The organism is Brevibacillus antibioticus (assembly GCF_005217615.1).
Taxonomy (GTDB): Bacteria; Bacillota; Bacilli; order Brevibacillales; family Brevibacillaceae; genus Brevibacillus; species Brevibacillus antibioticus.
Map to the genome: position 1 here is coordinate 4,319,153 of NZ_SZNK01000001.1, position 14,295 is coordinate 4,333,447.

The following is a 14,295-nucleotide window of genomic DNA, read 5'->3' on the forward strand; positions in this document are numbered from 1 at the left end:
GGTAAATCTTGCTGGTAAAGCATATACGCTCCCCTAGGTACCCCCTACAATGAAACTGAACGTTTTGACGAATAAGGGGAGAACAATGAATGCCAGACATAAGAAAACAATGGGGTCACTCGTCGTTTCATTATCGTTCAATTTTCACCAGGCTGTTTGCAGGCATTATGGGGATGGTTGTCTGCATGATGGCAATCGCCGCTTTCTTCATCAGCTATCAATCTGAAGCCACGCTTAATGAAAAAACAAAGCAGCAATTACACGAAGCATCAGGTGCAGCTCTACAGAAAGTCCATAGCAGGGTCTATGACATCGTGACCGCCTTGCAATCATTTGCTTCCACTTATAAAAACAGTAAGGTCACCAACAATCAGATCTTTGGCATTTTTACGGATTTGTCTACCAGCAATCCTACGATTTCCGAATTACAGATCGTCACCACAGACGGAAAGTATTTGACCTTTCCGGGATCACCCCTCGACAGTTCCTACGATCCGCGAAAAATGGACTGGTATGAGGGAGCATTGAATCAACCGCAGCAGGGGATTTTTGTCTCAGATGTCTTCCAGTTTTCCGAGACGGAGTTTCCCAAGATCGCCGTCTCACTCCCTTTGCGCAATGAAGACGAGGAGCCTGTAGGTGTCGTCGTGGCATTTGTCTCTGTTCCGAAGCTGAGCGAATCCATCGGGCAGATTAAACTGGGGGAAACCGGATATGCCATGATCGTTGATCAACAAGGCAAGCTGGTCGCTCATCCCGATCAATCCTACGCGTTGCAGCGCCCCCTCCTCACTGACCTTGCCATCGTACAAAACGTCATGGCCGGTCAATCTGGGTACGAGCCGAGCAGGATCAATGGGGTGGACTCTTTTGCCGCCTATCAATTTGACGCCTCCCTAAAATGGGGAGTAATCGTCGCACAGTCGGTATCCGAGGTAAAGCAAGAGGTCCGTCGCCTTCAGCTAACCATTTTGGCCGTTTCCCTCGTCGGACTCGCTGCACTTGCCCTGATGCTGTATGTGTACGTACGACGAATTATCAAGCCAATTAAGGAAGCCCAACAAAAAATGTCCGCCTTTAGCCAGGGCGATCTGCTGCAAACCATGCACGTACAAAGCAATGATGAAATTCGCCAGCTGGCTGACAGCTTCAATCGAATGAGTGAACAAATCCGGACGATTATCGGTAAAATCCAGTATGTCATCTCAGACGTCAAGCAGGTAGCCGATCATGTAGGAAAAGGCTCCCGCCATTCACACGCCATGCAGTCAGAAGTCGTAACCGTAACAGAGCGGCTTGCCCAAGAAATGGACAACCAGCAGGAGCAGATCGATGATATCCACACTACGATGGCCGACATCACGAAAGAAATGTCCCGGATTACAGATTCCATGGAAAAAGCAATTGTACAAAGCCAGGAATCACGTCAGCAAAATGTAAAAGCAGCAACCTCCATCGATTTGCTAAAAGAAAATATGCACAGTATCTCAGAGGATATGAAAGCTTCTCTGCATGCCATGTCCTCCATGAGAGAAAGCATGAGCGACATCAACGAAATGCTCGGCCTGATCTCCGCCATCTCCAAGCGAACCAAGCTTTTGTCCTTCAATGCCCGAATCGAAGCTTCCAGGGCTGGACAAGCCGGAATCGGCTTCAGCGTCGTAGCAGACGAGATTCGCTTACTGTCCGACCAGACCGAAGAGGCATCGGCCCGTATTCAAAAGGTAATTGAATCAGGGGAAGAACGAATGGAGCACGTAGCCTCCTGCTTGCAAACAACCGATCATGCTACTGTAAATGGCATTCAAACCTTGCACCAGGCCGCCTCTATCTTTCACAACACGATCCAGCTCAGCGAAGCGTTGACTGCACAATTTGAATCGATCAGAATGCTCACAGGAACAATCTCGACACAGAGCCAAGCCATTTCACAGCGGGTAGACAATCTGTCTGCCTCTGCACAGCAAGTCGTATCAGGCACACAGCAAGCCGTAGCCGCCAATCAAGAAAGTCTATCCTTATCGGAGCAATTTCTCGATGACTCCCTGCGTCTGGCAGATATCGTTGAGGATTTGGAGCAAGCGATCAAATTTTTCAGAGCGGAAGACAGTCCCTCTCTCCAAAGACAATCATCATGATAAGAAAAAGCCCTCCTGCAAGCATAAGTGCTTGGGAGGGCTTTGCTTTTCTATTAACCAAAACGTCCGCTAATATAATCTTCGGTTTTTTCGTTTTCTGGTGATGTGAAGATTTTCCCTGTCTCATCCATCTCGATCAGCTCACCCATCAGGAAGAAGGCGGTTTTCTCAGAAATTCGCGCTGCCTGATGGAGGTTATGGGTAACGATCACGATTGTATATTCATCTTTTAGCTGCATGACCAGCTCTTCGATTTTCATGGTAGAGATCGGATCGAGAGCGGAAGCCGGTTCGTCCAACAGCAAAATGGTTGGCTGCATCGCAATTGCACGCGCGATACAAAGCCTTTGCTGCTGTCCACCAGAAAGCGAGAGCGCTGAGTCGCGAAGACGATCTTTTACTTCATCCCAAAGCGCTGCTTTTTGCAGGCTCGACTCAACCAATTCGTCCAAATCACGTTTATTGGTCATCCCGTGGAAACGCGGTGCAAATGCGATGTTTTCATAGATCGATTTAAAAAATGGATTCGCTCGTTGGAACACCATTCCTACCACTTGGCGCAGGCTCTCGATGTTTACTTGCGAGCTATTAATGTCGATACCATCAACAATAATGGAACCCTCTACACGACAAGAAGGAACCAGATCATTCATCCGGTTCAAGCTCCGTAGAAGCGTCGATTTCCCGCATCCGGACGGACCAATAAAGGCCGTCACGGAGTTTTTTTCAATATCCATGGATATATTTTTTACGGCGTGCTTCTCTCCGTAGTATACATTCACGTTATTCGTCTGAATGATCGTTTCTTGCATGGTCAGTACGGACATGGCTGCCACCTACCTCTTCTTAGTTTGATCCTGACGTCATCTTTTTGTAAACCCAATTCCCGAACCAACGAGCGGAAAGGTTAAAGAGCAAGACGGCAATAATCAGAACAGCAGCCGCGCCATCTGCGACATCACGTGCATCCGGTGTCAGCCCCTCGCTGTTTACCTTCCAAATATGCACGGCCAAGGTCTCGGCAGGACGGAACGGATTCAGAGGTGACGTCGTACTGTTCATCGAGAAGTCGGTGAAATCCAGATTCGGTGAAGACATCCCTGCCGTAAACAGCAAGGCAGCCGCTTCCCCAAATACACGGCCAGAAGCCAGAATGGCCCCCGTAAGGATACCCGGGAGTGCTGCTGGAAGGATGACTGACACGATGGTACGCCATTTGGTTATACCAAGCGCGAGACTCGCTTCCTTTTGACTGCGTGGTACGTTGCGCAGTGCATCCTCTGTTACACGAACTAAGAGTGGCAGGTTAAATACCGTCAGCGCAAGTGCTCCACCAAACAGGGTATAGCCCCAGCCTGTCATATTTACGAACACGAGCAATCCAAACAAACCAACTACGATAGACGGAAGGGAAGACAATACTTCTATACTCATGCGGATAAACTGTGTAATCTTGTTATCCGGCGCATATTCAGCCATATAAATACCTGCTCCGATCCCGAGCGGCAACGCGATCAGCATAGTCAGGACCAGCAAGTACAACGAGTTGAAAAGCTGTGGTCCAATCCCGCCACCCGCATTGACAATATCCGGCGCAGAGGTCAAAAAGTCGAGATTCAGCTTATGCCAGCCTTGTGAGAGAATGAAGCCCAATAATCCCACCAAGGTACCGATAATCAGTACGGCAATCAGTGTCAAAACAACAGTAGCAGCGCGGTCCATCAGTCTCGCTTTCATCTATTTCGCCAACCTCTTTCTGCCCAACAGGCGCAAAATCACGATAAAGATGAAAGACATCGCCAAGAGCAGCAAAGCCATTGACCATAGAGCATTGTTATACGGAGTTCCTTGAATCGTGTTCCCCATGTTCAATGTAATACCGCTAGTGAGCGTACTGATCGGGTCGAGCAAACCGCCTGGCAGCTTCGTTGTGTTACCGATAACCATTTGCACAGCCAAAGCTTCCCCAAAAGCGCGAGACATTCCCAAAACAATGGCCGTCAAACAGCCAGGAAGTGCGGAATGCAACACGACATTCCAAATCGTTTGCCAGCGCGTAGCACCAAGTGCGAGCGAAGCATTGCGCAAATCTTGCGGAACAGCCTCAATAGCATCTGCTGCCACACTCGTAATGGTTGGCAAAATCATCAGGGCAAGAACAAGTCCCCCTGCCAATAAGCTGAAGCCAAGAACATCAAATTGTTCGCGAATAAAAGGAACAAGTAAAGTTAGTCCGACATAACCGTAAACGACCGATGGAATACCAACCAACAGCTCGATAACCGGCTTCAACACTTTTTTCCCGAAGCCAGGAAAGATCTCTGTCATAAAAATAGCGGCACCGATTCCGAGTGGCGCGGCAATCAAAGCAGCCAGTGCCGTTACGAAAAACGAACCGAGGATAAAGGGCAACACACCATACGCAGATGGCTCACCCTCTGGGTCCCATTTGTCATGGGTTAAAAATTCTTTGAAGCTTACTCCATCGACAAAGAACGTCGACAGCCCTTTTGAAGCAATAAAATAGGTGATCGATAAAACTACAATAACGAGCAAACCCGCACAAATCATCGCGATGGTTCTGCCGGTAATATTCTCTGTTTTTTGACGCTTGTTCGTTGTCAGCATTTTTTGCGCAATCATCGATTGACGCTCTGTATTTACCCCTTCAGTACGATGGCCCATGTTCTCCCTCCTGGAAAGAAAACGACTGTACGCAAGCAAAATGAGGGGAAGGCCCCCCTACCCCTCTATTTTGCTGTTGACGATAACGCTTATTTTTGAGTTACTTTGCCTTCTGCATCACGTTCCACTTTCATGTCTGTGATTGGCAGGAAGCCCAATTCTGTAACAGTTTTCTTTTGTACATCGTCAGTCAGGATGAAGTCGAGGAATGCTTTTGCATCGCCAGTTGCTTCACCTTTGGTGTACATATGCTCGTACGCCCATACTGGATATTTGTTCGATGTAATGTTTTCTGCGTTTGCTTCCACGCCATCCAATTTCAGAGCTTTTACAGTGTCATTGAAGTAGGACAGTGCCAAGTAACCAATTGCACCTGGTGTTTCTGCAATGATTTTGCGAACAGTACCAGAGGAATCCTCTGTGATACCTTCTGCTTCTTCTTTGCCATCCAACGCGAATTTGCTGAATGTCGCGCGAGTTCCTGAAGATTTCGGACGGTTAACTAGCGTGATCTTCATATCCTCGCCGCCAACTTCTTTCCAGTTGGTGATTTTTCCAGTGAAGATGTCGATCAATTGTTGCTTAGACAAGTTGTCCACTTTTACTTGTGGGCTTACCGCTGCTGCCATTCCGACAACGGCTACTTTATGGTCTACCAGTTCGTTTGCTGGAATGCCTTTTTTCTCTTCTGCAAAAATATCGGAGTTACCAATCGTTGCTGCACCACTTGCTACTTGGCTCAAGCCCGTGCCGCTTCCTCCGCCTTGTACTTGGATTTGTGCGCCTGCATTTTTTGCCATAAAGTCTTTGGCCGCTTGCTCGACCAGAGGTTGTAAAGCGGTAGAACCCACTGCAGTGACAGGTTCACCGGAAGTTTTTGTTGTCGAACCAGAGTTGCTTTGCTCCTGAGCTGGTTTTTGCGCTGGTGCTGGTGTTTGTGTCTGCGCAGTGTTGCCGCTTCCGCACCCCGCGAGTAATGCCCCTACACATGTCAGCGCAATAAACATTTTGCTGAGTTTTTTCATTGGATGAAAATCCTCCTTAAAAGGTTCGGTTTTTTTTCTCTCTTACAAGTACAAACTATACAGCGGGAATGTTGTCGTATTATGTTGTGAATGTAAAGCTTTCTTAAAGATGCAGGGAGTCCTGTTGTAAAACGGCGCAAGCATGGCAATACTGTCCCTATTCTTTTGGTGGGGGTGTCCATGTGGAACGGCTAGCCTTGCTTTTTGTGATCATAGGTGCCTTAAACTGGGGATTAATCGGGTTATTTCAATTCGATTTAGTCGCGAGCTTGTTTGGTGGAGCGGAATCTATCGTAAGTCGAATCGTGTATACGTTGGTAGGCTTGTTTGGGGTGTATGCCATCAAGGTTCTATTTACGGATCGGGAAGAAACACCAACATAAAAAAACCTTTCTCCAGCTGTTGGGGTGAGGAGGAAACAGGAGAAAACGCTCAGCTTCTTGTCCCACCCGCTGAGGGATTCACTGCCCGCCTCCATGCAAAAAGCGAAACCGCGTCCAAAGTGGTAACTTCAGGATGTGTCTCAGAGGTGGACGCTTAAGAACGTGTTTCGCTTTTTGCATTCCGTCTCGGTCGGTGTACCAAAGATCTTCGCTTTTTTCTCCTGTTTCCTCTACGAGCTTTCAGTGTTATTCGGTTTATAAAAACCTTAAAAGAATGTAAGGATATAATCAGTCACGACAGAGAAGAATATTTCCAGACGTAGCGACTTGTGGAGTCCTTTCGAGTGGAGAAGCGATTAGCGGGCAAAAGAAACGCAACGTGCCAGAGCTACGAAGCGGATACTACTTTTGCGTTTCCCCGCTAATCGCTTCGGAGCGGACAGTCTAAACCCCCAGCAGGACGGAGCCTGGAGCCTAGACTGGAAATATTCTCCTCTCCACCGTAGCTACATAATTAGAGACCTTAGGTTGTTGTTGTAGTGCTGGGGAGGAAACAGGAGAAAACGCTCAGCTTCTTGTCCCACCCGCTGTGGGATTCACTGCCCGTCTCCATGAAAAAAAGCGAAACCCGCGTCCAAAGTCGTTCATTCAAGAGGTGTCTCAGAGGTGGACGCTAAAAGCTTGTTTCGCTTTTTTTCATTACGCCTCGGTCGGTGTACCAAAGATCTTCGCTTATTTCTCCTGTTTCCTCTACGAGCTTTCCGTGTTATTACGATTTTATAAGCCTTAAAAGAATGAAGAACGTATACAATCACGACAGAGAAGAATATTTCCAGACGTAGCGACTTGTGGAGTCCTACCGAGCGGAGAAACGATTAGCGGGCAAAAGAAACGCAACGTGCCCAAGCGACGTAGCGGCTACCACTTTTGCGTTTCCCCGCTAATCGCTTCGGAGCGGACAGTCTCACCCCCAGCAGGACGGAGCCTGGAGCCTAGACTGGAAATATTCTTCTCTCCACGACAGCCACTTTACGCGAAACACAATATCTATGAAAAAAAGGCGGCACATCCTGATAAACAGGGTGTGCCGCCTTTTTGGTGATGATTAATTGTCGCGTTTCAGTGGCTCGGTGAGATCTACGTGCCCCATCAGCGTTTCTACTTTCTTGCCATCCTCCAAGAAGACAATCTCCTTTACTTCCGAGAACTGAAAGAATGTATTCTTCAACGCATCCAAAGCCATCGTCTCGCCACTTGAACCCATGTTGAACTGATTTTTGCTATCTGCATCAATCGTCAGGGTTCCTTTATCAATTGTGATCGAATGGTATTTAAAGTTTCTCCACAGTGGAGTGTGCACGTCTGGCTTTACAGGCGTCTCCAGCAGGGCAAGTGTCTTTTTGTACTTCTCAATATCTTCTGCAAACGTGATCTCTTGCTCTTCTTTTTGCAGCTCCATCACATTATTATCCGAATAGTAAACGGTGACCATTTGCTTTTTCAGAGTCGGCTCTGTTGTCGATGGATCAGTGTTTGAACCAGATGGCTGTTCTACTGGTGTGGTTGGCTGTGATGTTTCTGTCGCGTTTTGCCCACATCCGGCCAAAAGCAGCATCACTAACGCTGCCATCCAGATCGCTCGACTTTTTTTCATCGTGAAAAGCCCCCTTACTGATAAGACTCGTAGTATTCACGAATAGCCGCAACAATGGCTTTCGCGATTTTATCTTGGAATGCCGGATTCGTCAGCTGTGCGTTCTCCTGTGGATTGGAGAGGAAGCCTGTTTCGGTCAATACAGCAGGCATTTTCGTGTTTTTGATCACATAAAAGCCGCTCTTCTTGAAGCCTCGATCCGGGAACTGCGTTGCCCCACGCAAATATTTATGTACCACTTGGGCAAAGTCTTTACTGTTTTCATTATAATAGAAAGTTTCTGTTCCTGCAGCCGTCGGTTTCTCGAATGCGTTGGCATGAATAGATAAGAACAAGTCGGCATCTAACTCATTGGCAACAGCGGCACGCTCTGACAGTTCATAAAACACATCTGTTGTGCGTACAGGAACGACTTGAAACTCTGGATATTGCTTCAGTAAAGCCACAATCTTATTGGAGACAGCCAAATTGTAATCTTTTTCATTGTTGCCAGCGGAGCCCTTCGTGCCTGGGTCTTTTCCGCCATGACCGGCATCAACGACGATCAAGTAGCCTGTTTTCTTCGGTTTTGGCGTCAATTTTACTTCGATACCGTCTTTCGTGTAAGCCAGCTCATAGGTGCTCTTTTGGTTCAGCTCAATGACGACGCGAACCGTTTCAGGGGATGCACTGTATTGGCTGTAACGCAGGTTAGCGATGAGAGGTTCTTCTTTCGCTTGTTCTGCCTGCTTCTGTTCGTCAGAATCTGAATCTCTGTCTTGGTCTTCATGATCAGCGGAGGCCGTTCCCTCGGATTCGCCTACGCTATCGTTCTTCTCGTCTTGACGCTTTAGATCTCCGATTAAATCGTCATCCAATGCGGTTTGTGGGAGATCCAAGACGATCCGGTGTGGACCTGTCATCACAAAGGACTGCGGAATTACAGGTATGGTCGTTTCAATACGAACACGGGCGCCGTCTTCCGATACACCTTTCAAAATATTGAGCCGATCGATCTTAACCTGATTATTTTTCTTGTCCCACGCAAATGACCCTCCAAGCTCGTCCTCCAACTGACGTAGTGGAAGGACCAACTGATCATCAATCATCATCCCGCGCTCAGGTCTTTTCCACGTAAAGCCTTTTTGTCCCACTTGCTCAGCTACAGCTTCTGCGGACGCGTACACCGAGTCTTCCACTTGATACAGCTTGATCGGCTGGGTTGTCACCTTGCCGTTTAGCTTGACTTGTGGTGTTTCGTTGGCAATGACAGTTCGTGTACTGTTGTCCCACCCGACTGTAACACCAAGCGACTCCCCGACAAAACGCAGTGGTAGCAGCATACGCTTTTGTGAAATAACAGGCGGCGTATCGAGCTTCACTTGTTTGCCGTTCAATACTGCTGTACGGGAGTCAAGCGTAAGGGAGAGCTGCTGTGTGCCTTTGGTAATGACTGCTGTTCGAGTGGCGTCATTCCAATCCACTTTTGCACCTAGCCCTTCGGCGATGACACGAACGGGAACCAACGTGCGTCCATTCTTGATGACTGTCGGCACTTCAGCATTTACTGCTTGTCCACCAATCATGAGATTGACAGCTTCCTCTGAGGCACTGCTTGCTGCAACCGCCCAACCGGGGATTAGCAGCAGGACCAGTAGCGCAAAAAGCAGAGGGTAAAATCGTCTCTTCATCCTGACCTCCTCCGTGATGTCTGTTTTCTTCGTTATGTGGCGTCAGCCAATGTGCAACGTTCACCATTCTATTAGACGCTAGATGATCTGTAAAGTTTATAGTCTTTTGGTACCAAAATGAAAAGACCGCCTCCGCAAGCCCCGCGAGACAGTCTTTGCAACTGAGCATTTGTTACCGAAAAAATCCCCTTCTCTCTTGCCTACTTACTTGTTGAATCGGTTTTTTTATCATGTTCAAGCCCCCGTTAGCAAGAAATTGCTGGATCAGCGAAATCACAGCTGGATTCGACAGTACCTTAATGGAGTCGGCTACCTTGGGGTTTTTCAATTGGGGAATAGCGTCGCCTAGATGCGGTAAAAGCGGCAGTAAATCTTCGATAGAAATGGCAGGCTTTTGTGGCGGGGGTACAGCTTCCACTTGGGCGGTATTCCGTCGTCCTCCAAACAGCAGACCTCGCCGTTCTCCTGTACTTCTTGGAGGTGCTTGTTTGAGACGCGCCAGTGAATTCTTCATATCCTGTAGCTCCTGCCGCACCTGATTCATTTCTCTCATCATTTTTTCATTGCTTGTATGCTGCGCATCCGCAAGTTTGTTGATCGATTCTAGCAAATGATTCTTGGGGACAACCTGCTTCTTTTTCGCTTTCATCTTCTCAACGATAATCCCACCTCCCTCCTCACTCTACCCCCTTATCTAAAACGTTTTTTTATATTTTCCAAATCCTTTGCAGTGACACCTTTTTTCGAAAGCTTATTCAACAGACTTCCGACATTTTCTGTTTTCTGCATCTGACGAAACTGCGCAGCATAACTGTTAACCTCTTGCTCGGTCAATTTTTTCCCTGACTTTCTGGCCATTTCACGGATGACTTCCTTAATTCCCGCATCTGTCCTCAGCTTTTCCTTAGGAATGGATTTAACAATGTTGAGCAAAGAACCAATATCCATCAAAATCCCCCCTAGTTGCAGTTAGTTCCTTTTTACTCTATGTAGCCAAGGACGTAATGGATTGGTCATTTGTCCATGAGACTAAAAAAAAGAAGAGGACACGAAAAGTGCCCTCTTCTCCTGCATTTTTATTTTTTGGTGAGGTCAGCATATTTGAAATCGATAGCACCCAGACCATCGATTACAACGTCTTTCAAATTCTCGTTCTGAACCCAAGAGTTCACGTAGAAGTAGATTGGCATAATCGGCATTTCGTCCATCAGGATTTGCTCAGCCTCCATGAGAATTGCTTTTCGCTTCTCTGGGTCTTGCTCCAGAGCGGATTGGTTCAGGAGCTCTTTGTACTTTGAATTTCCCCAACGTGTATCGTTGTTTCCGCCGTCTTTTTCCTGGAACATTTCCAAGAAATTGATGGGATCATTGATGTCACCGAACCAGCCTCCACGAGCGATTTGATAATTACCTTCGTGTACGTCGTCTAAGAACACCTTCCACTCTTTATTTTCGAGCTTGATATCTACACCGAGGTTTTTCTTCCACTGATCCTGTATTTCTTCTGCGATCTTTTTATGACCTTCGGATGTGTTGTAGCTGAGTGTGATTGGCGGGAGTTTGGAGATACCCTCTTCCTTCATACCTTCTACCAGTAATTTCTTTGCGGCTTCCAGGTCATTGTCTTTGAAGTATCCGTCTTTGTTTAACGCCGTGCTCGGTGGTACATAGCCTGTTGCTGGCACTTGACCCGCTTGCAGGATATTGGAGGTGATGCTTTCACGATTAATGGCATACGCGAACGCCTTACGAATTTTTGCGTTGGTAAACGGTGCTTGCTCTGTATTGAAACGGTAGAAGTAGGCACCAGCGATTGGCTGTGTCTTCAAGAAGCCGCCTTCCCTCAAAATCGGAAGTGCGTCGATTGGCAGAGCGTTCATTGGCGCACCCGCCCAATCCAGTTCGTCGTTATCAAACAAGGACAACTCCGTATTCTCATCCTCTATCATGATGAATTCGATCTTATCCAAGTTTACATTGGCTTTATCCCAGTACTTCTCGTTCTTTACGACATTCAGATTGCTCTTGTGTTCCCATGTTTCCATTTTGAATGGTCCGTTGCCAACAACCGTCTTTGCCTCGTCAGCCCATTTTTCATTGCCTTCGACTACCTTCTTGTTCACCGGGAAATATGTTTTGAAAGCAACGAGCTCCAAGAAAAATGGCGTCGGGTTTGTCAGTTCCACTTTTAGCGTCTTATCGTCAATTGCCTTTACGCCAACGTCCCCTGCCTTGCCGATCCCTTTGTTGAAGTCTTCTGCACCTTTCACATAATACAACTGGTAGGCGTAGTTGGAAGCTTCCTTTGGATCGAGCGCACGTTTCCAAGCATATTCAAAGTCATGTGCCGTTACTTGATCGCCGTTGCTCCATTTTGCTTCACGAATCTTGAATATATAGGTTTTCCCATCCTCAGAAACCGTATAGCTCTCTGCCGCGGCTGGGTGCACCTTTCCGTCTTTTCCGAGACGGGTCAGACCTTCGAATATAGCAGTGATGATCGTGTTAGAGCTAGTATCCTCTGCAATTCCTGGGTCTGCTGTAGGCGGCTCCGATTGCAGATTCACTCTTAATACCTTAGGCTCAGCTGCTTGGATAGCGCCTTCGTACCCTGTCATTATTCCACCGAAAACAAGGACTGAACTCAAAGCCAGAAAAACACTCTTTTTCATCATACACCCTCCTATTTTCCTTAATAAGAATCTTCCAAAAATTATTATACAACAAAAGTAAATATTTGGATGTTAAATAGACAAAAAAAAGAAGAGAGGTGAGTAAAACACCGCTCTTCTTTTACCTGCACGACTATTATTTCTTCTCTACGAAATCCGCGTATTTGTAATCTACAGCACCCAGACCATCGATGATAACATCTTGTACTCTGTCGTCCTTCACCCAAGATTGAGTATAGTAGTAGATTGGCATAATCGGCATTTCATCCATTAGGATTTGCTCAGCCTGAGCCAGGATTGCTTTACGTTTTTCTGGGTTTGCCTCCAGAGCGGATTGGTTCAGGAGTTCTTTGTATTTCGGATTTTCCCAACGAGTATCGTTGTTTCCGCCGTCTTTTTCCTTGAACATTTCCAGGAAGTTGATTGGATCGTTGAAGTCACCCAACCAGCCTGCACGCGCCACTTGGTATTTACCTTGGTGTACGTCATCCAGGTATACCTTCCACTCTTTGTTCTCGAGCTTCACGTCTACGCCCAGATTTTTCTTCCATTGGTCTTGGATTGCCTCAGCAATCTTTTTGTGACCTTCGGAAGTGTTGAAGGAAAGAGTAAGCGCCGGGAATTTGGTGAGACCCTCTTCTTTCATACCTTCTTCGAGCATTTTCTTCGCTGCTTCGATGTCGTTATCCTTGTAGAAGCCGTCTTTGGTCAACGCCATGCTTGGTGGTACATAGCCGGTTGCAGGAATTTGACCAGCTTGCAGGATGTTGTCGATCAAGCTTTGACGATCGATTGCGTACGTAAAAGCTTTACGGATTTTTACATTGTTAAACGGTGGTTTTTCTGTGTTGAAACGGTAGAAGTAAGTACCCGCGATTGGCTGTGTTGTCATTTTGCCGGAATCCTTCAAAGCCGGAATCGCATCAGTTGGTAGTGCAGAAGTTGGAGATCCCGCCCAGTGCAGCTCACCATTTTCCCACATGGACAGCTCTGTATTCTCATCCTCTACCATGGAGAATTCGATTTTGTCCAATTTTACGTTGTCTTTATCCCAGTAGTTATCGTTTTTGGAAATGACGAGCTTGCTCTTGTGCTCCCAAGAATCCATTTTGAATGGACCGTTACCAATAACTGTTTTCGCATCGGTAGCCCATTTCTCGTTGCCATCCACTACTTTTGGATTAACTGGGAAGTATGTTTTGAATGCAACCAGCTCCAGGAAGAATGGAGTTGGGGTTGCCAGTTCTACTACGAGTGTTTTATCGTCAACTGCTTTTACACCAACGTCATCTACTTTACCCTTTTTCTTGTTGTAGGCTTCTGCGCCCTTCACATAGTACAGTTGGTATGCATAGTTGGAAGCTGTTTTTGGATCAAGAGCGCGTTTCCAAGCATATTCGAAATCTTTTGCCGATACAGGATCGCCATTGCTCCATTTGTTATCACGAATTTTGAATGTATATGTTTTACCGTCGTCAGAAATAGTGTAGCTCTCTGCTGCTGCTGGATAGTATTTACCGTCTTTACCAACGCGAGTCAGACCTTCGAAGGTAGCAGTGATGACGGTGCCGGAAGTTGTATCTTCCGCGATACCCGGGTCAGCCGTTGGCGGCTCGGAGTGCAGGTTCAGTTTCAGTACTTTAGGGCCGGTTGCCGGTGCAGAATTTTCTGTCTTTCCTGCCGATGTATTGCTATCTGCTGGTGCCGCCTGGTTTCCGCCACCGCATCCTGCGAGTGCCGCACCAAGAACGAGGATAGAACTCATTGCCACGAAAACATTCTTTTTCATAGAAGTAATCCCCCTTTTCTAAATCTTTTATCAATATACATGATTTTATATATTTTTTAAATATGTTTTAGAATGATTTAATAAATTTTTATTTATTTATAAAGAGAATTAATAAATTGTAAAATATATTGATCGATAAATATTTTTTCCAAAAAATTCCCACTCCGATATTTCTAAGAATAACCGCATAATATCAAGCTTTATCATAGTTGAGGATTCAGACCTCATTTATTGATCTATTTTTCACTCACCTAAATTTCCCCACAATCCTCCGCTCGA

Annotated in this window: 12 protein-coding genes; 2 read left to right on the forward strand and 10 right to left on the reverse strand. The window is 46.6% G+C overall.

Annotation, left to right across the window (positions count from 1 at the left end; translation table 11 throughout):
- Positions 1–89 precede the first annotated feature (89 nt).
- Positions 90–2,138 carry a methyl-accepting chemotaxis protein gene (locus E8L90_RS20705; protein ID WP_137031115.1) on the forward strand — a complete coding sequence of 683 codons (2,049 nt, stop codon included), beginning with the start codon at positions 90–92 and terminating at the stop codon, positions 2,136–2,138.
- A 53-nt stretch (positions 2,139–2,191) separates the two neighbouring features.
- Here the strand turns inward: E8L90_RS20705 and pstB are convergent, their stop codons facing one another.
- The 4 genes from pstB to E8L90_RS20725 all read right to left on the reverse strand — a co-directional run bounded on the left by pstB (position 2,192) and on the right by E8L90_RS20725 (position 5,848).
- Positions 2,192–2,965: a phosphate ABC transporter ATP-binding protein PstB gene (gene pstB, locus E8L90_RS20710; RefSeq protein ID WP_137033539.1), complete on the reverse strand. Its 774-nt coding sequence runs from the start codon at positions 2,963–2,965 to the stop codon at positions 2,192–2,194.
- Between the two features lie 19 nt (positions 2,966–2,984).
- Positions 2,985–3,875 (reverse strand): phosphate ABC transporter permease PstA, encoded by an 891-nt coding sequence (pstA, locus tag E8L90_RS20715; protein WP_137031117.1) that lies wholly within the window; start codon positions 3,873–3,875, stop codon positions 2,985–2,987.
- The gene (gene pstC / locus E8L90_RS20720) at positions 3,876–4,823 is read right to left on the reverse strand and encodes a phosphate ABC transporter permease subunit PstC (protein ID WP_137031119.1); all 948 of its coding nucleotides are present in this window, start codon (positions 4,821–4,823) and stop codon (positions 3,876–3,878) included.
- 89 nt (positions 4,824–4,912) lie between these two features.
- Entirely contained in the window at positions 4,913–5,848 is a 936-nt protein-coding gene (locus E8L90_RS20725) for a phosphate ABC transporter substrate-binding protein PstS family protein (protein WP_137031121.1), read from the reverse strand.
- A gap of 182 nt (positions 5,849–6,030) precedes the next feature.
- Between E8L90_RS20725 and E8L90_RS20730 the strand changes: the two genes are divergently transcribed.
- The gene (locus E8L90_RS20730; protein ID WP_137031123.1) at positions 6,031–6,231 is read left to right on the forward strand and encodes a DUF378 domain-containing protein; all 201 of its coding nucleotides are present in this window, start codon (positions 6,031–6,033) and stop codon (positions 6,229–6,231) included.
- Positions 6,232–7,336: 1,105 nt separating this feature from the next.
- Here the strand turns inward: E8L90_RS20730 and E8L90_RS20745 are convergent.
- The 6 genes from E8L90_RS20745 to E8L90_RS20770 form a co-directional block, all read right to left on the reverse strand.
- On the reverse strand, positions 7,337–7,885 hold the full coding sequence (locus E8L90_RS20745; protein WP_137031124.1) for a GerMN domain-containing protein: 549 nt from the start codon (positions 7,883–7,885) through the stop codon (positions 7,337–7,339).
- Between the two features lie 14 nt (positions 7,886–7,899).
- A complete protein-coding gene (locus E8L90_RS20750) occupies positions 7,900–9,555 on the reverse strand; it encodes an N-acetylmuramoyl-L-alanine amidase family protein (RefSeq protein ID WP_137031126.1) in 1,656 nt (551 codons plus the stop codon).
- 172 nt (positions 9,556–9,727) lie between these two features.
- Entirely contained in the window at positions 9,728–10,204 is a 477-nt protein-coding gene (locus E8L90_RS20755; protein WP_137031128.1) for a hypothetical protein, read from the reverse strand.
- 41 nt (positions 10,205–10,245) lie between these two features.
- Entirely contained in the window at positions 10,246–10,503 is a 258-nt protein-coding gene (locus tag E8L90_RS20760; RefSeq protein WP_007721136.1) for a hypothetical protein, read from the reverse strand.
- Positions 10,504–10,631: 128 nt separating this feature from the next.
- The gene (locus tag E8L90_RS20765; RefSeq protein WP_137031130.1) at positions 10,632–12,227 is read right to left on the reverse strand and encodes a peptide ABC transporter substrate-binding protein; all 1,596 of its coding nucleotides are present in this window, start codon (positions 12,225–12,227) and stop codon (positions 10,632–10,634) included.
- Positions 12,228–12,363: 136 nt separating this feature from the next.
- Positions 12,364–14,016: a peptide ABC transporter substrate-binding protein gene (locus E8L90_RS20770; protein ID WP_137031132.1), complete on the reverse strand. Its 1,653-nt coding sequence runs from the start codon at positions 14,014–14,016 to the stop codon at positions 12,364–12,366.
- Positions 14,017–14,295 lie beyond the last annotated feature (279 nt).

Excerpts from the sequence above, each read along its gene's own strand:
- pstC (WP_137031119.1), bottom strand. The coding sequence starts at position 4,823 with ATGGGCCATCGTACTGAAGGGGTAAATACAGAGCGTCAATCGATGATT.
- E8L90_RS20755 (WP_137031128.1), bottom strand. The coding sequence starts at position 10,204 with ATGAAAGCGAAAAAGAAGCAGGTTGTCCCCAAGAATCATTTGCTAGAA.
- E8L90_RS20725 (WP_137031121.1), bottom strand. The coding sequence starts at position 5,848 with ATGAAAAAACTCAGCAAAATGTTTATTGCGCTGACATGTGTAGGGGCA.
- pstB (WP_137033539.1), bottom strand. The coding sequence starts at position 2,965 with ATGTCCGTACTGACCATGCAAGAAACGATCATTCAGACGAATAACGTG.
- E8L90_RS20760 (WP_007721136.1), bottom strand. The coding sequence starts at position 10,503 with ATGGATATTGGTTCTTTGCTCAACATTGTTAAATCCATTCCTAAGGAA.
- E8L90_RS20770 (WP_137031132.1), bottom strand. The coding sequence starts at position 14,016 with ATGAAAAAGAATGTTTTCGTGGCAATGAGTTCTATCCTCGTTCTTGGT.
- E8L90_RS20750 (WP_137031126.1), bottom strand. The coding sequence starts at position 9,555 with ATGAAGAGACGATTTTACCCTCTGCTTTTTGCGCTACTGGTCCTGCTG.
- pstA (WP_137031117.1), bottom strand. The coding sequence starts at position 3,875 with ATGAAAGCGAGACTGATGGACCGCGCTGCTACTGTTGTTTTGACACTG.
- E8L90_RS20745 (WP_137031124.1), bottom strand. The coding sequence starts at position 7,885 with ATGAAAAAAAGTCGAGCGATCTGGATGGCAGCGTTAGTGATGCTGCTT.
- E8L90_RS20705 (WP_137031115.1), top strand. The coding sequence starts at position 90 with ATGCCAGACATAAGAAAACAATGGGGTCACTCGTCGTTTCATTATCGT.
- E8L90_RS20765 (WP_137031130.1), bottom strand. The coding sequence starts at position 12,227 with ATGAAAAAGAGTGTTTTTCTGGCTTTGAGTTCAGTCCTTGTTTTCGGT.